This is a genomic window from Hymenobacter terricola (genome assembly GCF_017921975.2).
GTDB classification, from domain to species: Bacteria; Bacteroidota; Bacteroidia; order Cytophagales; family Hymenobacteraceae; genus Hymenobacter; species Hymenobacter terricola.
This window is the reverse complement of the sequence record NZ_JAGEMO020000009.1, coordinates 1-19,537: the sequence shown is the minus strand read 5'-3', so window position 1 is coordinate 19,537 and position 19,537 is coordinate 1. Positions and strand designations below refer to the sequence as shown.

The 19,537-nt window shown below is 63.4% G+C and carries 19 protein-coding genes; 6 read left to right on the top strand and 13 right to left on the bottom strand.

Translation table 11 applies throughout. The features are described from left to right. Positions 1 to 494: 494 nt before the first annotated feature. Positions 495 to 1,604, top strand: coding sequence for an NADH:flavin oxidoreductase/NADH oxidase (locus tag J4G38_RS08820; RefSeq protein WP_210516973.1), 1,110 nt, complete (start codon positions 495 to 497; stop codon positions 1,602 to 1,604). Here the strand turns inward: J4G38_RS08820 and J4G38_RS08815 are convergent. Beyond that, positions 1,601 to 3,001 (bottom strand): APC family permease, encoded by a 1,401-nt coding sequence (locus J4G38_RS08815; protein WP_210516975.1) that lies wholly within the window; start codon positions 2,999 to 3,001, stop codon positions 1,601 to 1,603. The genes J4G38_RS08820 and J4G38_RS08815 overlap by 4 nt on opposite strands. A 77-nt stretch (positions 3,002 to 3,078) precedes the next feature. Next, the gene (locus tag J4G38_RS08810) at positions 3,079 to 3,645 is read right to left on the bottom strand and encodes a DinB family protein (protein WP_210516976.1); all 567 of its coding nucleotides are present in this window, start codon (positions 3,643 to 3,645) and stop codon (positions 3,079 to 3,081) included. A 93-nt stretch (positions 3,646 to 3,738) separates the two neighbouring features. On the opposite strand from J4G38_RS08810, the gene lysA reads away from it, so the two are divergent. Further along, positions 3,739 to 4,974, top strand: coding sequence for a diaminopimelate decarboxylase (lysA, locus tag J4G38_RS08805; protein ID WP_210516978.1), 1,236 nt, complete (start codon positions 3,739 to 3,741; stop codon positions 4,972 to 4,974). 172 nt (positions 4,975 to 5,146) lie between these two features. Here the strand turns inward: lysA and J4G38_RS08800 are convergent, their stop codons facing one another. Then, positions 5,147 to 5,566 (bottom strand): hypothetical protein, encoded by a 420-nt coding sequence (locus tag J4G38_RS08800; protein ID WP_210516979.1) that lies wholly within the window; start codon positions 5,564 to 5,566, stop codon positions 5,147 to 5,149. Between the two features lie 168 nt (positions 5,567 to 5,734). After that, positions 5,735 to 7,075: a Gfo/Idh/MocA family protein gene (locus J4G38_RS08795; RefSeq protein WP_210516981.1), complete on the bottom strand. Its 1,341-nt coding sequence runs from the start codon at positions 7,073 to 7,075 to the stop codon at positions 5,735 to 5,737. 184 nt (positions 7,076 to 7,259) lie between these two features. On the opposite strand from J4G38_RS08795, the gene J4G38_RS08790 reads away from it, so the two are divergent. The 4 genes from J4G38_RS08790 (at position 7,260) to J4G38_RS08775 (ending at position 13,230) form a co-directional block, all read left to right on the top strand. Beyond that, complete coding sequence (locus J4G38_RS08790) at positions 7,260 to 9,344, top strand: ExeM/NucH family extracellular endonuclease (protein WP_210516982.1); 2,085 nt, start codon at positions 7,260 to 7,262, stop codon at positions 9,342 to 9,344. A 156-nt stretch (positions 9,345 to 9,500) separates the two neighbouring features. Further along, positions 9,501 to 10,103: a pentapeptide repeat-containing protein gene (locus tag J4G38_RS08785; RefSeq protein ID WP_210516983.1), complete on the top strand. Its 603-nt coding sequence runs from the start codon at positions 9,501 to 9,503 to the stop codon at positions 10,101 to 10,103. 318 nt (positions 10,104 to 10,421) lie between these two features. Then, positions 10,422 to 11,456 carry a LacI family DNA-binding transcriptional regulator gene (locus J4G38_RS08780; protein ID WP_210516984.1) on the top strand — a complete coding sequence of 345 codons (1,035 nt, stop codon included), beginning with the start codon at positions 10,422 to 10,424 and terminating at the stop codon, positions 11,454 to 11,456. A gap of 115 nt (positions 11,457 to 11,571) precedes the next feature. Then, entirely contained in the window at positions 11,572 to 13,230 is a 1,659-nt protein-coding gene (locus tag J4G38_RS08775) for an MFS transporter (RefSeq protein WP_210516985.1), read from the top strand. A 16-nt stretch (positions 13,231 to 13,246) separates the two neighbouring features. Here J4G38_RS08775 and J4G38_RS08770 read toward each other — a convergent pair whose 3' ends face one another. The 9 genes from J4G38_RS08770 to J4G38_RS29145 all read right to left on the bottom strand — a co-directional run bounded on the left by J4G38_RS08770 (position 13,247) and on the right by J4G38_RS29145 (position 19,519). Next, a complete protein-coding gene (locus tag J4G38_RS08770; RefSeq protein ID WP_210516986.1) occupies positions 13,247 to 13,678 on the bottom strand; it encodes a hypothetical protein in 432 nt (143 codons plus the stop codon). A gap of 114 nt (positions 13,679 to 13,792) precedes the next feature. Further along, a complete protein-coding gene (locus J4G38_RS08765; protein WP_210516987.1) occupies positions 13,793 to 14,149 on the bottom strand; it encodes a DUF433 domain-containing protein in 357 nt (118 codons plus the stop codon). Between the two features lie 69 nt (positions 14,150 to 14,218). Then, positions 14,219 to 14,857: an HAD family hydrolase gene (locus tag J4G38_RS08760; protein WP_210516988.1), complete on the bottom strand. Its 639-nt coding sequence runs from the start codon at positions 14,855 to 14,857 to the stop codon at positions 14,219 to 14,221. A 58-nt stretch (positions 14,858 to 14,915) separates the two neighbouring features. Further along, positions 14,916 to 15,683 (bottom strand): creatininase family protein, encoded by a 768-nt coding sequence (locus tag J4G38_RS08755; protein ID WP_210516989.1) that lies wholly within the window; start codon positions 15,681 to 15,683, stop codon positions 14,916 to 14,918. Positions 15,684 to 15,762: 79 nt separating this feature from the next. Then, positions 15,763 to 16,578, bottom strand: a complete 816-nt coding sequence (locus tag J4G38_RS08750; RefSeq protein ID WP_210516990.1) for a GNAT family N-acetyltransferase — start codon at positions 16,576 to 16,578, stop codon at positions 15,763 to 15,765. Positions 16,579 to 16,624: 46 nt separating this feature from the next. Next, complete coding sequence (locus J4G38_RS08745; RefSeq protein ID WP_210516992.1) at positions 16,625 to 17,182, bottom strand: GNAT family N-acetyltransferase; 558 nt, start codon at positions 17,180 to 17,182, stop codon at positions 16,625 to 16,627. Positions 17,183 to 17,351: 169 nt separating this feature from the next. Beyond that, positions 17,352 to 18,626: a TPM domain-containing protein gene (locus tag J4G38_RS08740; protein ID WP_210516994.1), complete on the bottom strand. Its 1,275-nt coding sequence runs from the start codon at positions 18,624 to 18,626 to the stop codon at positions 17,352 to 17,354. Positions 18,627 to 18,701: 75 nt separating this feature from the next. Continuing rightward, positions 18,702 to 19,325: a YhcH/YjgK/YiaL family protein gene (locus J4G38_RS08735; protein ID WP_210516996.1), complete on the bottom strand. Its 624-nt coding sequence runs from the start codon at positions 19,323 to 19,325 to the stop codon at positions 18,702 to 18,704. Between the two features lie 35 nt (positions 19,326 to 19,360). After that, positions 19,361 to 19,519, bottom strand: a complete 159-nt coding sequence (locus tag J4G38_RS29145) for a transposase (RefSeq protein ID WP_226163232.1) — start codon at positions 19,517 to 19,519, stop codon at positions 19,361 to 19,363. Positions 19,520 to 19,537: the final 18 nt, after the last annotated feature.

The window sequence follows — 19,537 nt, the reverse complement described above, 5'->3', positions numbered from 1 at the left end:
GGTTGCTGGTGGGAGTGTGGTGGTTAACACTGGCAACAAAGGGCCGGCTGCTTCTGGTAAAAGAAGCAGTAATAGCAATAAATAAAAAAGACGTGGAGCAGGGTGGTCATCGAAAAACCGGGCATTAAAAAAGCGCCTCCCGAAGAACGAGCGGCGCTGGAGAAGTTTGTGGGTTAGCTACAAACGGCGGCTCGTTCTACGCGGTGGCGTAGAAGTAATAAAAGCCGAAAAAGTAGCGCGTCTGGAGCATGGGTTGCGGTGTTTGCGGCTGCAAGGTAGGCACGCGAATGGGAAAAGCAAATTTCATAGAACGTCATGCCGAGGGCAACGAAGCCTCTTTACCGCAACAGTAATTCAATCGTTAGGATAGAGTTACGCAGTAAAGAGGCTTTGCTGCGCTCGGCATGACGTTCTTTTTCCCGCCCCCACCACCATAACCCAAACGCCCAAAACCCGGTTTAATCAGCTTCGCATTCTCCCCTAGCGGCTATCCCATGATTAAGCTATTTGAACCCCTCGCCCTGCGCGGCGTCACCCTGAAAAACCGCATTGTGGTGTCGCCCATGTGCCAGTACAGCGCCGTGGATGGCTTTGCCAACGACTGGCACCTGGTGCACCTGGGCAGCCGCGCCGTGGGCGGGGCCGGCCTCATCATCCTCGAAGCCTCGGCGGTTTCGCCCGAGGGCCGCATCAGCCCCGAAGACCTGGGCATCTGGAAAGATGAGCACCTGCCCATGCTCCAGCGCATCACCGCCTTTCTTGCGAGCCAGGGCAGCGTGGCCGGCATCCAGCTGGCCCACGCCGGGCGCAAGGCCAGCACCTTCAGCCCCTGGACGGGGGCCGGCGCGGTGCCCGAAAGCGACGGCGGCTGGCCGGTGGTGGGCCCCAGCGACGCACCATTTAACGATTCTTACCCCGTGCCGCAGGCCCTGGACACCGCTGGCATCGAGCAGGTTATCGCCGATTTCCGGACGGCGGCCGGGCGGGCGCTCGCGGCCGGTTTCCAGGTAATTGAGCTGCACGCGGCCCACGGCTACCTGCTGCACGAGTTTCTGTCGCCGCTGAGCAACCACCGCACCGACGAGTACGGGGGCTCGTTCGAAAACCGCGTCCGGCTGCTGCTGAGGGTCGTGGCCGCCACCCGCGAAGTGTGGCCCGAGGAGCTGCCGCTGTTCGTGCGCCTATCCGTCACGGACTGGACCGAAGGCGGCTGGAACGCCGACGAATCGGTGCAGCTCGCCGCCATGCTCAAAGTGCGCGGCGTGGATTTGATTGATGCTTCCTCCGGCGGCAACGTGCCCAACGCGCCCATTCCCGTCGGCCCCGGCTATCAGGTGCAGTTCGCCGAGCGCATCCGCCAGGAGGCGGGCATCCTCACCGGGGCCGTGGGCCTCATCACCACCCCGGCCGAGGCCGAAAGCATTTTGGCCAATGGCCGGGCCGATGTGGTGCTGCTGGCCCGTGAGTTTCTGCGTGAGCCCTACTTCCCGCTGATGGCCGCGCACGAGTTGGGCGTAGAGGTTTCATGGCCAGCGCAGTACGAGCGGGCCAAGCCGCGGCAACCTGTGGCGGCCGGCCCTCGCTCAAGCCATGGCATCGTTTAACCTGCCGCCTTTCTCCTTTTGAAGTAATAGTAAAAAGGAATCCCGCTCAGGATGAGAAATACGCCCGTCAGCGTTTGCCTGGGCTGGGAAACGAGGGTGTTCAACACCAGAGCCAACGCGAACAGCAGGATGATAAATTGGATAATGGGGTAACCCGTCACGCGGCCAGTAATGCGGCCCTGCTGCTTCATTTTAAGTACCGCCGCGGCCAATAGCCCATAAAACAGGAAGTTGGCAAAGATGACCAAGTCCGTCAGTATCTCGAACGTGCCGGAGATGACCAACACGCAGCTCCAGACCATGGTGTACAGCACCGCGACGTGGGGCGTGCGGTGCTGTGGGTGCACCGCTGCAGCCTTCGGAAAGAAAAATTGCTCCTGCGCCATGCGGAAATAAATACGGCTGTGCGAGAGCAGCACGGCGTTCAGGGAGCCAAACACGCTCACCATAATCAACACCAGCACCCCGGTTTTGCCCACGCGCCCCAGCAAGGTTTCGGCAACCACCGCCGCGCCGATGTCGTTGGCGCGCACCGCGGCCAGCTGCGGCAGGGGCACCGTCCGCATGTACACGTAGTTGACCAGCAAGTAGAGCCCGGTGGCAATGCACACTCCGGCCAGAATGGCCAGGGGTACGTTGCGCTTCGGATTTTTGATTTCACCGGTCACAAACGACAAGTCCAGCCAGCCGTCGTAGGCCCAGAACACGCCAAGCAATGCGCCAAAGAACGTGCTGATAAATGGCGCGCGGAGCGCCAGGCCCGGCAAGGCCGGCTGGGCAACCGGCGCCGCCGCCGCCAGCCCCACCACAATGAGCAGCAGAATGCCCAGGATTTTGGCCGCCGTAAAAACGTTGCTGAGGCCTCCGCTGGCCTCTGCCCCGCGGTAATTGACCCAGGTGAGCACCCCGATGGTGCCCAAGGCGAGAATTTTGATGCCGGAATCCGCAAACGGATGAATAAACCCGCCCAAGGAAACTGAAGCCAGCGGCTCCAAGGGGTTGGGCAGCGGTAGGAAGCTACTGATGGTTTGGGCAAAAATGAAGGCCAGTGCTGCCACCGACGCCGTGCCCACGATGGCAAAGTCGGTCCACCCAAACAGGAACGAGGCAAAGTTGCCAAACGAAAGGCGGAAGTACTCGTACACGCCCCCCGATTCCTCCGTCAGCGAGGACAGCCCGGCTAGGTTGAGCGCCCCGCACAGGGTGATGAGGCCCGCCAGCGCCCACGCCGCCAAAATCCAGCCTTCGCTCAAGCCCGTCTGTGCCAACGGCACAATCTTCTTGAATACCCCCGACCCAATTACCACGCCGGCTACCAAAAAGGTGCCCGTCACAACGCCAAATGCCCGGACCAGGGCCGGGCCAGCTGCGGAATCGGGCCTCTCAGAACTGTTCATGCAAACAAGGCACACAATTAGCTCAATAGCAGACTAATAACCGGTTCGATGAACGAAATAGCTGTTTTACCGTCCGCCTATAAACTGGGCGGCGACTCAATCAACAGGGTTGCCTTACGGGTGGCCTGCACCACGCGGGCCGTGACCAGCAGCTGGCCCAGGTGCCGGGTGGTGTGCTCGGCGGCGTGCACCAGCACGCCAATGAGCGTGGACGGCACCTGGGCCCGGCCCACGCCGCGCACTTCGGTCAGGCTGGCTTCGTCGGTGTTTTTTAGCTGGTTCAGGGCTTTAGCTACTTTGTCGCTAAATTCCCGCACCAGCTTTTTAACCGTTTCATTGTCAATGGCCAGCGGTGGAACTTCGGCCGTGAACGCGGCCAACTGCTGTTCGGTTAAGGTTTCGCGGCGGGCATACGTCAGCAGGCGGTCAAGCACGCCGGCGAGGTGCTGCAGGTGGAAGCCGACGGAGGCCACGCCAGCGGGCCGCTCGTTGAGCAAGGCCGGCGGAAAATCGTGCATCGCTGCGTTCAGCTCTTCGCGGGCCTGCAGCAGGGCGTGGGCCACGGGCTGGAGCAGCGGGGGCACATCGGGCAGCGGGCCGCGCAGCCAGGTTTCGAGGGTTTCGGGGGTGGGTGGACTGGGCATGAGCGAAGTGGCGGGAAACTATGGGACTGGGGTGGCTGTATTAACGGCTTGAGCTTCACCGAAGGCACCGCCTTCGGCCGTACTTTTGTAATTATGTCAGGTATTAACAATGCGCTGCGCGCTGCGGCCGACCAGTTCGGCACTCCCCTCTACGTGTACAATGTAGCGACCATCACCGGTCAGTACAAGAAACTCACCAAGGCCTTCTCCAGTCATAAAACGCGCTTTTTCTACGCCTGCAAGGCGCTGAGCAATATGGCCATTCTGCGCCACATTCACAGCCTGGGCTCGGGGCTCGACTGCGTGAGCATCAACGAAGTGCGGCTGGGCTTGCACGCGGGCTTCGCGCCCGACGATATTCTGTTCACGCCCAACAGCGTGACGTTTGAAGAGCTGGTGGAAGCCAAGGACCTGGGCGTTAATCTCAACATCGACAACATCTCGCTGCTGGAGCGGTTCGGGGCCACGTTTGGCGGTTCCTACCCGGTGTGCGTGCGCCTGAACCCACACATTGAGGCGGGCGGCAACTACAAAATTCAAACCGGCCACATCGACAGCAAGTTTGGCATCAGCATCCACCAAATGCGGCACCTGGAGCGCGTGGTGAAGGGCACCGGCCTGCACGTGCGCGGCCTGCATATGCACACGGGCTCCGAAATCAAGGACGTGGGCGTGTTCATGCGGGCCCTGGAAATCCTGTTCGATGCCGCCGGCCGCTTCCCCGATTTGGATTTCCTGGACCTGGGCTCGGGCTTCAAAGTGCCCTACAAGCCCGGCGACCCCGAAACCGACGTGGCCGCGCTGGGCCAGCAAGTGGCGGCGGCGTTCAAAACCTTCGAGCAGGAATACGGCCGGCCGCTGGAGTGCTGGTTTGAGCCGGGCAAATACCTGGTGAGCGAAAGCGGCTACCTGCTGGTGAGCGTGGCGGTGGTGAAGCAAACCACGGCCACGGTCTTTGCGGGCGTGAATTCCGGCTTCAACCACCTGATTCGGCCCATGTTCTACGACAGCTACCACCACATCAGCAACCTTACCAACCCCAAGGGCGCGGAGCGGCTCTACACCGTGGTGGGCAACATTTGTGAGACGGACACCTTCGCCTGGGACCGCCTGCTGCCTGAAATCCACGAAAACGACCTGCTGGCCTTCCACAACGCCGGGGCCTACGGTTTCGAGATGAGCAGCAGCTTCAACTCGCGCACCCGCCCGGCCGAGGTTTTACTGGATGAAGCCGGCGACCTGCGCCTTATCCGCAAGCGCCAGACGTTTGAGGACTTGCTGGCCGGCCAGGTGGATGTGGTGGTGGAAGCACCCGCGCAACCCGCCTAGGGCACGTTAGTACCAACGTAAATCCCAGAACGTTCTGCCAAGCGCAGCCGGAGCATCTCGCGTGGGGTAGTAATCCTGTTTTAACGATTGGTTTACTCTCACACGCGAGATGCCTCGGCTCCGCGGACGCCAGATGAGCAGGACGTTCTTGTTTTACCGCACCCGCTCCGCTCTAGTAGCGCTGCTCCAGTAGCCAGGCGACGGCCGTGTCCTCGGTTTCGAAGGTGCGATAGGTGGTGGACAGAGCCCGGGACGCCATCACGAACTGATTGGTAGCCAGGTGGGCAAATACGTTGTGGGCCAGCAGAATGGCGCCGTATTGGTAGCCGCTTTCGGCCACCGCGCGGGGCAGCCACTCGTTGGTCATCCAGTCCTGCTCGCCGGGGCTGAGGGAGGCCATCTCGCGCTGGTCGATGAGCATTTTCACCCATTGCCGCCGGCTCATGGCCTGGGCCGTGTGCGTGAGCAAGGCCCGAAACTGCACTATTTCGCGGGGGCCGGCACGGTATTCCAGCCGCACAAATCCTTCGGGTTCTTCCCAAATGCGGCCGGTGCTGTTTTCAAAATACAGGGAACGAGCAGGTTTATTCATCAACGATACAGCAACGAGAACGGGCAAGCTGCCGGCCCAATCCACAACAACGGTCCTGCCGAAGCAGCTGCCCGCCGCTGCTAACCACAAAAGCACGGTTGGGGTTAGCTTTCCCACCGCTTATTTGCCGCTTCGGCCTTTCCCAAGGCCTTGTGGTTGAGCAGCCGTTTAGGCCTCTTCCTCCTTCGGGGCCTCCCCGCGAAAAGCGTCCGGCTTGGCCACGGCGGGCAGTTTCACCGGCTTGTTTTCGCGGGCCGACTGGTAGATGGCTTCCATGATGCGCTGGTCCTGCAGGCCCTCTTCGCCGGGCGTGTAGGGGGTTTTGTTCTGGCGCACGCACTCGGCCATGTGGTCCATTTCGAGGGCGAACTGGTCTTTGCCAGGGTCGTTGGGCGTCTCCTTCACTTGCTTGCCATTGGGCGCGTGGATGCGCTCCTGATGCAGGCCATGGTAGGGAAAAGCCGGGTCCATTTTGATGCTGCCGGCTTCGCCAAAAACCGCGTAGCTTTTGTTGTTGAAGGAGCCGTAGCCCGTCATGCACTGGGCCAGCACCCCACTGGGAAATTTCAGCGTAAACGTCACATTTTCTTCAATTTCCTTGAACCGGTCGTCGCCCGGCGTGCTGTAAATCTGGGCCGAAACCTCGGTGGGCTCCTCGCCCAGCAGGAAGCGCGTGGTGTTGAGGCAGTACAGGCCCACGTCGGGCAGGGAGCCGCCGCCGGCCAGGGCTTTTTTGTGGCGCCACTGCTGGTCGTGGGCCTGGTTTTGGCAGTTCACCATCTGGATGAGCTTGGTGGCGCCGTAGATTTTGTCGCGCACCGCCTTCTGGGCCATGCGGTTCAGCGGCTCGTACTGAATGCGGTAGGCAATCATGAGCTTCTTGCCGGCCTTTTTGCAGGCTTCAATCATCTCCTCGCACTCCTTCACCGAATTCGCCATCGGCTTTTCGCAGAGGATGTGCTTGCCCGCCTTGGCCCCGCGCAGCACGTATTCGTGGTGCATGGCGTTGGGCAGCACGATGTAAATCACCTCCACTTCGGGGTTGTCCTTAATTTTATCGTAAGTCTGGTACGAGTAGCAGCTGCCCGGCTTGATGCCGTACTGCTTGGCGACTTTGGCCATTTTGTCGGCGTCGCCGCTCACCAGGGCCACCGGCTTGGCGTGCTTGCTCTGGCCAAAAGCGGGCAGAATCTCGTTCAGCGTGAGGTGGCCCAGGCCCACAATGGCGTAGCCCACGCGGCGCTCAGGCGCGTCGGGGTTGAAGGGGTCGGCCCCCTTGGGGTCGGTCGGCGCTTCCAGCGGCGGCAGCTTAACGTCGAGCGGGCCGGTAGTGGGCGGCAAGGCATTGGTGGCAGCCGCGGCCTCGGCCGCGGCGATAGGCAGGGCGGTGGCCACGCCCACGGCCAGCAGGCCGCGCCCAGCGTGGTTGATGAACTGCCGGCGCGACTCATCGTAACCGGGCTCGGGAGCTTCGGAGAAAGCAGCGGCAGAAGTATTTTCCTGTAACATAGACACTAACTGAAAAGGTGGATTTTGTGGTTAATTACCTAGCTTACGTGCCCGGCCCACCTCCGAGTTGCCGGCCCAAACCGTGCCGTTGAGCTTATCAACCTGGTTTTCAGGATTGCAGCGCAATCACCAAATCCTCCTACATTTACAGCCCCGCATCGGGGGCCTATTGATTTTGAACTGTATGACGCAGGTATTTACCCGCTCGTTTTTCCCCTTGCTCACGGCATTGCTGGTGGGTAGCCTGGCCACTGCACAAGCCCAAACCGTCACGCCCATCGGCGTTATCCAGGGCACCGGGGCGCTGGCCACCTCGGGCACCTACACCATCGAAGGCATCGTGACGGGCGTGTACGCGGGCCTGAGCCCGGCCGGCTTCTACGTGCAGAACGACGCCGCCAGCGCCGACGGCGACCCCACCACCTCCGACGCGCTATTCGTGGTGCAAACCGCGCCCACGGTGGCCGCGGGCACCAGAGTGCGCATCACCGGCGCGGTGCAGGAAATTGCCGGTACGCCCTCGTTCAACCAGGCAGTGCTCACGGGGCCGGCCATCACGGTGCTGGCCACCGGCCAAGCCCTACCCGCCTTCACCACCCTGAGCAACGCCACGTTTTCGAGCGCGGCGGCCGAGCAGTTTGAGGGCATGCTGGTGCAGTTCTCGGGCCCCGTCACGGTGGCGGATGTGGCCGCGCTGAAGTCGCGCGGCGAGCTCACCATTTCCACCCAGGGCCTGGTGTACCAGCCCACGCAGTTCGTGGACCCCAACGACGACCCGGCCAGCGGCACCAGCAGCACCGGCACCAGCAACGTGGCCGCCGTGAATGCCTACCAGGCCGCCAACGTGGCCAAGTCCCTTCTGCTGGACGACGGCAGCGCCGCCGCCAGCCCCACGCCCATTCCCTACCTCGACGCCGCCACCCACACCGTGCGCGTGGGCAGCACCGTGGCCAGCCTGCGCGGCATTCTGGGCTACGGCGGCAGCAAGTGGCGCGTGCAGCCGCTGGCCGGCGCCAACGCGCCGGTGGTCCTCACGGTGCGCCCACCGGTGCCCACCTTCGGGCCGATTGACGTGAAAATAGCCAGCATGAACGTGCTGAACTTCTTCAACGGCGACGGCGCGGGCGGTGGCTTCCCCACCTCACGCGGCGCCCTCACGCTGGTCGATTTCCAGCGCCAGCGCAGCAAAATCCTGGCCGCGCTCTCCCAGATGAACGCCGATGTGTTTGGCCTGATGGAGGTGGAGAACGACGGCACCCGGCCCATTTCGGCCGTGCAGGATTTGGTAAACGGGTTGAACCAGGTATTCGGGGCAGGTACCTACGCCTTCGTAAACGACGGCGGCCTCTTCACCCAACCCAATGATACCGACCTGATTCACTGCGCCATCATCTACAAGCCGGCGGTGCTCACGCCCTACGGCCCGGCCCTGCTGGCTACCGTGGCCGGCGTGTTCGAGCGCCCACCCCTCGCCCAGTTGTTCACCACCAACCTCACGGCGGCCCGCGACACCTTCGCCCTCGTCGTCAACCACCTGAAATCGAAAGCCAGCGGCACCGGCGCCAACGCCGACCAGGGCGACGGCCAGGGCGCTTCCAACCTGCGCCGCAAGCAGCAGGCCACGGCGCTGGTGCAGTTTATCAACGGCATGGTGAAGCCCGCCGGCACCCGCTACGTGGTGAGCGTGGGCGACTACAACGCCAACTACGAGGAAGACCCCATCGACATTTTGCGGGCGGCGGGATTCGTGCTGGGCAGCCCGGCCGGCAGCGCTTCCTACGTGTTCAGCGGCCAAAGCAGCAGCCTCGACCACGCCGTGCTCACCGCCAACCTGGTGGCCCACGCGGCGGTGGAAAAGTGGCACATCAACGCGGAGGAGCCCGAATTCCTGGAATACGACATCGCCGGGGCCGCTACCGACGTCAACAGCCCTTTCCGCTCCTCCGACCACGACCCCATCCTCATCGGCCTCAACTTTACCCGCACGGTGACGGCCGCGGCCAACGCGGCCCCCGGCCCCCGGCTGCAAGTGTTTCCCAACCCCGCGCCCGGGGCGTTCAACCTGCGCATCACGGGCTTGCCCGATGCCCAGCCGCTGACGCTGGAAGTGGTGTCGCTGCAGGGCCAAACGGTGCTGGCCCTGCACGGCCCGGCCGAAGCATTGCAGGCCGAAATCGGCCGGCGCACGGCCGGGCTGGCCCCCGGCACCTACGTGCTGCGGCTCAGCGGGGCCGGTTTCGGCCAGGTGCGGCGCGTAGTGAAGCTATAGGTTTGCTTTGGGGCAACTCCAAATAAATGAACGTCCTGCCGAGGGCAGCCGAGGCATCTTGCGCGGAGTAGTCATCCAGGTAAATGGGTTAGTTAAGCGGTAGAGATGCTTCGGCAAGCTCAGCATGACGTTCTTGTGAGTCTAACATCTCCGCTCATGAAACCCCGCCGCAAGCCCACTGCCCTCCGCAAGCCCACCTATTTCCCCGAAGAAAACCTGGCCGAGCGCTGGGATGCCCGCCTCCTGCCGGGGCACACCGAATTCGACGAATACCGCTTCGTAAACTGCGATTTCAGCGGGGCCGATTTGAGCGGCATTCGCTTCACCGATTGCCTGTTTGAGCGCTGCAATCTGTCATCGGCCCGGCTGGCGGGCACGGCCCTGCAAAACGTGGCGTTTGCCGATTGCAAGCTGCTGGGCCTGCAGTTCACGGCGTGCCGCGACATGCTGTTTGGGGTGCATTTCGACCAGTGCCAGCTGCGCTACGCCTCGTTCGCGGGCCGTGTCCTGCCCGGCACCCGCTTCGTGGGCTGCAACCTCGACGAAGCCGATTTTGCCGATGCCGACCTGTCGGCCGCCGTATTTCAGGACTGCTCGCTGGCCGGCGCGGTGTTCCAGAACACCCGCCTGCTGGGGGCCGATTTCACGGCGGCCACCGGCTTCGTCATCGACCCCGAAACCAACCCGCTGCTCGGGGCGCGCTTCACGCTGCACGGCCTACTGGGCGTGGTGGCAAAGTTTGGGCTGGTAGTAGAATAATGTATATACCCTGGTTCTGGCATAAATGAGGGCGTAAAAGGCCTTAATTACGCCCTTTGATGGTGAAATGCGTAAAAAATTCAGCGTGAAAAATTCCGGAATCGAATCCGGCTGTTAGATTGCGGTAGAATTCCCATCTAGCCCCGAAAGAAGCAGCCTTGCAACCCGGCTGCCGCCTACTTTCGGTCCCTTGTCAGCACACCGCGCCGGAGCGTTTTTGAGCAAACGGCTCACTCACTTTCGGCCGCACCGAGTCCGCCATCGGCCGCTTTCAGCGCTGAGGGGCGGGCATTTTTTCACCTTGCTACAACGAAACAGATGGCCAATCGCCGCGCTTCCATTACTGACCTGGCCAAGACGCTGGGCCTGTCCCCCTCCACCATTTCGCGGGCCCTGAGCGACCACGACGACGTGAGCGAGGCCACCAAAGCCCGCGTGCGCCAGCTGGCCGAAGAGCTGCACTACCAGCCCAACCAGCTGGCCGCCGCCCTGCGCCGGGGCCGCAGCAACACGCTGGGCGTGCTGGTGCCGCACATCACGGGGCACTTTTTCCCGCAGGTGGTGCACGGCATCGCCACCGAAGCCGCCAAGCTGGGCTTCAACGTGATGATTTGCCAGTCGAACGAGGACTCGCGCCAGGAGCAGAAAAACATCGACCTGCTGATGAACTCGCAGGTAGAGGGCATTCTGGTGTCGCTGGCCAACTCGACGCACAGCTTCGGCCACTTCGAAGCCGTGCGCCAGCAGAACATTCCGTTGGTGTTTTTCGACCGCGTGGTGGAGGATTTCAGGGGCAGCAACGTGAGTGCGGTGATGATTGACGACTACCAGGGCGCCTACCAGGTGGTGACGCACCTCATCGAGCAGGGCAGCACGCGCATTGCGCATTTCAGCGGCCCGCTGCACCTGAGCATTTACAAAAACCGCCACCAGGGCTACCGCGACGCCCTCACCGCCCACGGCATTCCCGTGGACGAAGAGCTAATCGTCTTCTGCGAGATGAACCAGAAGGGCGGCACCCAGGCCATGCGCCAGCTCCTGAAGCTGTCCCAGCGCCCCGACGCCCTGTTTTCGTCCAACGACCTGGCGGCCGTGGGCGCCCTGCAGGCCGTGAAAGCCCAGCGGCTGCGCGTGCCGCAGGACGTGGCCATCGTGGGCTTCAGCAACGAGATGTTCACCTCCCTCACCGAGCCCATGCTGAGCAGCGTGGACCAGCGCTGCGAGCAAATGGGCAAAACGGCGGTGCAGCTGCTCCAAAAGATGCTCAAAAGCGGCCCCAACCGCGTGGGCCCGCCCAAGCCCATCGTGCTCAAGCCCAAGCTGCTGGTGCGCGAGTCGTCGTTACGGCGGTAGGAAAGGGCAGTGAGCAGTGAACTGTTATCAATGGTTCACTGCTCACTGCTTTAAGCCGTAGGAAGTCGTTTTAGCCCCTCACTTGTTATTAAGGGGTAATTGTTGACTTTCATCAATGGCTGAAACCATTTCTCCACCCGGCCCGGCCGCCAAGGTCACGCTCTGGACGCCGTTTGCTTACTCCATTTTCCGGGCCATCTGGATTGCGGGCCTGGTATCCAACGTGGGCACCTGGATGCAGAACGTGGCCGGCGTGTGGCTCGTCACCACCCTCACCACTTCGGCTCTGCTCGTGGCCCTGATGCAGACGGCCACCTCCCTGCCGGCCTTTTTGCTGAGCATGCCCGCCGGGGCCATGGCCGATTTGATTGACCGCCGCAAGCTGCTGCTGTTCACGCAAGGCTTCATGGCGGTGGTGGCCACGGGGCTGGGCGTGCTCACGTTCACCAACGGGGTTTCGGCCTACGGCGTGCTGGGGTTCACGTTTTTGCTGGGCATGGGCGCGGCCCTGAACGCGCCCATCTGGCAGGCCGTGGCCACGGAGCTGGTGCCGCGCCCGGCCTTGTCCTCGGCCATCACCCTGAACGGGGTGAGCAACAACATTGCGCGGGCTATCGGCCCGGCCATTGGCGGGGCCATTATTGCGTATTACTCGGCGGGCTGGGTGTTTTTATTGAACGGGGTTTCCTTCCTGGGTACTTGGGCGGTGGTGTATTTCTGGAAGCGCGAGCCGACGGTGACCAACGGGCCGGCCGAAAATTTCGTTGGCGCGCTGCGGGCGGGGTTGCGCTACGTGCAGTATTCGCCGGCTATATATGGGGTGCTGGTGCGCACGTTTGCCTTCTCGTTTGGGGCGGCGGCCATGTGGGGGCTGGTGTCGGTGGTGGTGGCCCGCAAGCTGCACCTGAGCTCGGGGCACTACGGCGTAATGCTGTCGTGGCTGGGCGCGGGGGCTGTCACGGGCGCGTTCCTGATGAGCCGGGCGGGCTCGCGGCTCAACCTCAACCAGCGGGTGCTGCTGGGCGTGCTGGCCTTCGGCGGCACCAACCTGGCGCTGGCCCTCATCACCCGGATTTACCTGCTCTACGCCGTGATGTTCGTCTCCGGCATTGCCTGGCTGATGGTGATGACCAGCTTCAGCACCACCGTGCAGCTGAGCGTGCCCAAGTGGGTGCAGGCGCGGGTGATTAGCGTGTACATGCTGGTGTTTCAGGCGGGCCTGTCGGTGGGCAGCCTGGCCTGGGGCGAGTTGGCCGACCACCTCTCGCTGGAAATTTCGCTGTTAATCGCGGCCGGCTGGATGCTGGCCAGCGCCCTGCTGGCCCTCCCCTTCCCCATGCGCTCGGCCGAAGGCCTGAACCTGGACCCCGCCGAACACTGGCCCGACCCCGAAGTAGAAGGCACTATTGACCCCGACGACGGCCCCGTGATGGTGATGATTGAGTACCACGTGGAACCCGCCGACTGGCCCGCCTTTCAGGCGGCGGCCGAGCGGCTCAAGCGGCTGCGGCTGCGCGATGGGGCCCTGCGTGCCGGCGTATTCTCGGACGTGGCCAACTCCACCATCATCACCGAGTTTTTTTACGTGGCCACCTGGGGCGAGCACCAGCGCCAGCACCACCGCTTCACCCGCGAAGACCAGCTAGTGGAGGCCCAGGTGCGGCAGTTCCACACCGGGCCCGACGAGCCACGGGTCACGCACTTCCTGGCCTTCCCCAGCACCTCGAACGTGGAAGAGGCCACGCCCATGCAAACGCTGGAAAGCCAGCGGTAATGCTGCGCAAGAACGGTCACCCCTTCTTGCCGCGCCGGTGCTCGTCGAGCCAGGCATTGGCGGCGCCTTCGTCGATGAAACGGGCGTACTGCAACGGCCCGGTGGAAACGGACGCTTTGCCCGGATAATCCGGGTCGTCTTCCAGCTCCTGCAAATGGCTGGGCAGCACCAGAAAGGCCACGTACAACGGCATGCCCAGCTCTTGCTGCACCCGCGGCAGGAAGGCAGTCACCACCCATTCGGGGCCGTTGAGGCGGCGGTCGGTGCGCCGGCGCGCATCCATCAGCCAGTGGGGGCAGTGGTAGTCCATTGCTGCCAGGCGCATGGTTTCGTAGCCGGTGCGCAGCTGCGGCTCGGTGATGGAGCTCAGCCAGCGGCCAATCAGGATGCAGGAATCCGGCCGGTAGGCGACGTTTAGATAGGATGTCGACGCTAGTTCCTCGTACATGGCAGCAGCCGGCGCCCGCCGGAAGATAGACGGCAGGGCGGCCAAAGCTACGCATCTATTCCTGGTTTTGAACAGCTGTTTTGGCGGGTGGAAATTGCCAAAATTATTCGGCAATTACGCGCCGGATGCCGCGGCCGGTGGCGTCGGATTCCGCTCCCACAGCTGCTTGAGAAATTCCTGTTCGGCCAGCCACTGGCTTTGCCGGCTCAGCAGCCATTCGGCTGAATTTTCGTCGTTCGGGCCCGGCAGGGTGTGGCCCAACGGCTTGAGGCGCTCGGCGGCAAAGGCGAGGCAGGACCGCAAATCCTCGGGTTCCAGCGCGGGGTGTGCGGCCAGAATCTCCGCTTCCGTTTGACCCGCGGCCAGCCAGTCGAGCACTTGCCACACGGGGTAGCGCAGGCCGCGCACCGTGGGCTGGCCCTGGCAGATGGTGGGATGGAGAGTGATGCGGGAGAGAACCGGAAAATTCATGCGACCAAAGTACGAATCGCCGCCAAGCGGGCAATACCCGGCCGGCCGTTTTTGGCCGGAATTATGGCCTCACAGCAGTTGCTCCAAATCGGCGGGCTGGTTGATGCGCGACGGGGCCTCGGTGGTATCGAGGCGGCCGAAGCCGTAGGTGGCGAAGATGAAGGGCACGCCGGCTTCCTGGCTGGCGGCGAGGTCGCCGGGGGTGTCGCCCACGTACACGGGCGCTTCGAGGCCGTATTCGGCGATTATTTCGCGGATGTTCTCGGACTTGGGCAGCAGCCGGGTGCCGAAGCACTGGTGGCCTTCGAAGTAGTGCCCCAGCCCGCTGTGCTTGAAAAAGGCCTCCACGTAGCCCAGCTGGCAGTTGCTGACGATGAACAGCCGGTAGCCCTGGTTGAGGAGGTAGCGCAGCGTGGTTTCGAGGCCGGGGTAGGGCGCGCCGCCGTGCTGCTCGGCGGCGGCCAGCTCCTGGCGGGCGCACAGGGCGCGGTATTCGTCCAGCTTGTCGGCCGGCAGGTTGGGAAACAGGCGCTCGTAAACCACGGTGTAGGGCTGGCCGGTCACGGCCTGCACCTGGGCCAGGGTCACGTCGTCCTCAATGTAGTCGACGCTTTCTTTGGCGGCCTGGAAGGCGTGGGCGATGGCCGCCGAAGCGTCCCAAAGCGTGCCGTCGAGGTCAAAAATCACACTATCAAAACACAGGGGCATAAGCAGGGAAAAAGGATGGTATCGGCGCTGCAAACCGGCGCGCCGGGACGCCGGTTCTCTATTCGTACAAATCCTGCGGGTCGGCGGCGGCCAGCTCCACCAGAAACTGCCCGATGTTGGTGGTGACGGCTTCCAGAAAGGCGCGGCCTTTTTCGGCCGTGGCGGCGGCGGGGTTGCCCACGCCGGTATCGGCCGTCACTTTGCTCCATTCGCGCTGGGCCCAGGCCCAGCCCTGGCGCAGGGCTGCGATGCGAAACTGCCGCGCCGCGCCGGGGCCGGCCTCGGCCAGCGGGCTCACTAAATCGGGCGTGAGGTGCAGCATGGTGCTGGTTTCCAGCTCATCGGCGTGGTCGCCGGGCGCGGCGAAATACTGGTTGCGGTCGGCGGCCCGGAACCAGTTCAGCGTGCTCAGAAAGACGGTGGGAAACTCGGCCTGCAGCTCGCGCAGGATTTGGCGGAAATCGTTGCCGCCGTGCCCGTTCAGGATAACCAGCTTGGGAATGCCCTGGCGGGCCAGCACCTGCACCAAATCGCGCAAAATAGCCAGCTGCGTGCTGGGGTTCAGGTTCATATCGAGCGTGATATCGAGCTGACCGGTGTTCACGCCGAACGGGATACAGGGCAGCACCACCACTTTCGCGCCTTGCTCCCAGGCCTTGCGGGCGGCCTCGGCCGCCACGTAGTCGGCCTGGATGTTGTCGGTGGCGTAGGGCAGGTGGTAGTTGTGCGCCTCGGTGGCGCCCCACGGCAGCACCACCACTTCATAGTTATTTTCCTGAACAGTTTTCCAGGTAGTTTCGGCGAGGATGTAGGGACGGGGAGCCATGGCAAATATTATAGGGAAGCGTGGAAAACGGGAGTCGCTCATTATGCAAATAATGCCCTTTGCAACGGGCTGGTGGCCTCTAGCGCAGCAGCTGCCACTTGGCCCGCGTGTAGGCAATACGGAAACCGCGGCGCTCGGCGTTGCGCTGCGACTGGCCGCCGGGCAATGCGCCCATCGTAGCCAGGGTGCAGCCGTGCGCGGCGGCGTGCTGCAGGCGGGCCGCCAGCAGCGCCGCCTGGGCCCCCTGCCGCCGGCCCGCGGGCACGGTGCTGGCGCCCGCCAGCAGGGCCACGCCCTCGTGCATATACAGGCCGGCCGTGGCGATAAGCTGGCCGGCCGCTTCCGCCACAAACGACGACACGCCAACGCTGTGGGCGCTTATCTGGCCCAGCTCCCGGATAAAACCGGTTAGCTCGGGCGCTTCGGATTGCCACCCGGCGGCAGCCGTTTCGGCCCAGGCATCGGCCTCGTCCGGCCCGATGATGCGAACGCGCACGGCGGAACCCGGAGGCGGCTCCGGCAACGCAATGGCCGTCAGCTCCTGATACAGGACGCTGGTGAATTCGATGGGCTGGTAGCCCCGGGCGTGCAGCAGCGGCCACAAGCTGGCCGGCGCCAGCGGGCTGATTTCGTGCAGCACCGGGGCGTGACGGGCCGCAAAAAACGCCTCAATTTCGCCCAGGTCATCGGCCGTGGCTTCGGCAAACAAGCCCAGGCCAAAGGTTTGGGTAAGGGGCGAATCGGGGCCGTCGAACATGGCGTAGGCGCCGGCCACTTCCCGCCACTCGGCGCCGCTGGCCGGATGCAGCCGGGCACGCGCCTCCACAAAAGCGGCGTTGCTGTTCGCCTCGGTGCGCTCCAGGCGCTGGGCTAGCGGTAGGTCAGAGAAAATCATGGCTCAATGAATTGGCTGGTGAGCTGCCTGGCGGCGCAGGCAAGAGCTACCGCTGCCCGGGCCGCTCCAGCAGCACAATGGGCTCGTTATGGTAAGTGGAACGGGCATATTCGTGGTAGCCGAATTTGGCCGCCAGCCGCAGCGAAGGCTCGTTTTCGGGGTGAATGATGCACACCGTGCGCACCGGCCCGAAGTAGCTTTCGCCCCAGGCCAGCACCGCCGCCACGGCCTCGGTGGCGTAGCCCAGGCCGTGCACGGCGGGGTCCAGCACCCAGCCGATTTCCGGGGCCTCGCCCAACGGCGGCTCGATGGCGCGCTTGAGGTTGAGAAAACCGATGGCGCCGACGAACCGGCCGCTGGCTTTTTCCTCCACGGCCCAGAAGCCGTAGCCCAGGATGACCCAGTGGCCGGCGCTGCGCAGCACCAGCTTCCACACTTCCTCGGCGGGCATGGGCTCGGGGCTGAAGTAGCGGTGGTAAGCGGGCAGCCGGCTCATGGCAAACCAGCCCGTAAAGTCGTCGGCGCGGAAGCCGCGCAGGCGCAGGCGGTCGGTTTCCAGCACGGGAACAGCCGGTAAATCAGGGCTTTCGGAAGGCGAAGGCATGGTGGTGAAAGCAGCCGGATGGGCCAGAATCGAGGGGTGAAGCGGCCAGCCAACCGGAACCGTCCCGGCGCTAACCGGCCGCAACTTACTGCCCGGCGCCGCAACCCGTCAACAAAAAGCCCCGATGCTTTTCAACATCGGGGCCGAATCAGGAGTGCTCCACCGGGCTCTACCACGAGCCGCTGTTGTCGCTGCCGCTGTCGAAACCGCCGCCGCCGGTATCGCTGGAGGAGGTGTCGTCGGAGGAAGAGTTGTTGTCGTCGGACGAGAAATAATCGGAGTTGTTGGCCGCCGTGTTGTCGTCAGAGAAATAGTCGGGCGAGGCGGTATCGGCCGTGCCGCCGTCGCGGGAGGAGAAATAGTCGCCCGCTGCGGCCGTGCCCGCTGCACCAGCGCCTGCGGCCGTGCCCGCGCCGAAATTGGTGTTGTTGCCGTCGTTCGACAGGTTATTTCCGGAGGTGTCGTGGCCCGAAGCCATGCGGTTGCCGAGGTAAGCACCGGCCGCCGCCGCCGCGCCGGTGGCCAGCATGCCGCCCACGCCCATGCCACCACCCGAGCTGGGCGCGTTGCCGTAGCCCGGCCCGTAGTTGCCGGGGGCCTGGCCGTAGCCACCGCCGGCGGGGCCATTGGTCTGGTTAGGCAGGAAGTTGGGTGTGCCGTTCCCGGCGTTCCCGGCGTTGCTGGCGGCGCTACGGCCGCGAAACAGCCGCACCACAAACCACAGGATTCCGCCAATTATCAGCGCGCCGATGAGCAGCGTGCCCATGCCGGGGCCCGGCGAAACGGGCTCCGAAGCCGGCGGCATCATCACGGGGTCGTTGGTAGGCGTTTGGGTTTGCGGCTCCTGCGACAGGTTAGACTGCGCCGGCTCGGTAGCGGCTATATTGCCCGCAGCTCTGGCGGCGGCAGAGTTGGCAGCGGCCGGGTTTTTCTTCGGGTTCGAGCTGGGGTTGGCCGTCACCATCAGGGTGTTCAGGCCGGCGCGGAGGCCGGCAAAATAGTTACCCTGCTTGAAGCCCGGCGTCATTTCGTTGATGACGCGGCTGGTGACTTCCGGCGTAATCGTGCTCTGCAGGCCGCTGCCGGGCTGGATGGTGACCTTGTGCTCTTTGGCCCCTACCAGCACCACGATGCCGTTGTTTTTGTCGCGCTGGCCCACGCCCCAGGCCGTGCCCAGGGCCCGGCCGTAGTCGGCCACGTCGCGCCCGCCCAGCGTGGGCACGGTCACCACAACTACCTGGGTGCCGGTATTATCGGCGTAGCGGCGCAGGCCGCTTTCCAGCTTTTTGGCATCGGCCGGGGCCATGAGCTGGGCCTGGTCGTTCACGAAGCGGAAGGGCGTGGGCCGGGTTGGCAGGCCCTCGCCCGCGCCGGTTTGCGCGGCCGAGGGCTGACGAAGCCCGGCCGAAAAAATCAACAGGACGAGAAACAGGAAACGGGACATAGCTCGGCGAATGAAGAAGTGAAAGGAAAAACACGGTTTGCCTGCCTTCTACGTTTGCCGGGCATAGTTGGCTGCCTATGAGGCCGCCCGGACTTTTATCACCAGTTTTTTGTCCTTATCCACGCCGTCGACCTTGATGTTGGGCCGGTGCACATCCTGCGGGAAGAAAATGTAAATGGTGCCGGGCTTGGCTTCGTACAGCTTGCCCTCGGCGCTGTAGTTGGCGGCATCGCGGGCCTCTTCATAGGGCTTGGTTACGGTGGCTTTGGCGATGGGCACCACGCCAATTTTCTCGGCTCCCTGCACCACGTACTGCAGGTCGATGTACTTGCGGTGCGATTCCCAGTTGGTATTGGCAAACTCCTTGGTGGGATTTTCCGTCACGGCGGCAAACACGTTGTCGCCGTCCACGGGGTACTTGCCCGGCGTCAGCTGGTCGAGGTTGGTGTCGCGAAAATAGGCAAAAGCCTTGTCCCACCACGCCTTGTTGGCGGTGTACTGCCTGGCAAATTCGACCTTGTCGACCGACTCTGCCACGTTCAGCTTCAGGCCATTGGCCCAGGCGCGGCTCTTGAACCACTTCGCGGCCTTTTTCTTGGTCCAGGTTTCGGGAGCGGGCGTGGTTTGGGCGCGGGCACCGAAGCCCAGCGCCGCCAGCCCGAGCAAGAGCAAGACTGATTTCAACAGGGGATTTTTCATAAGAGGAAAAAGGGAAAGCTAGGACGTGTAAACAATTAAAGCCACATCAGGATGGCTCCGAGGGTGACCATTGCCAGAAAGGTGCTGGCGTTCTTTTCGTAGCGTGAAGCGAGGCCCCGAAACCGCTTGAGGCGGTTGAAGCAGCGTTCGATTTGGTTACGATTTTTGTAGACTTCTTCGTTGTGCTCAATCACTTGCGTCCGATTTTTTTT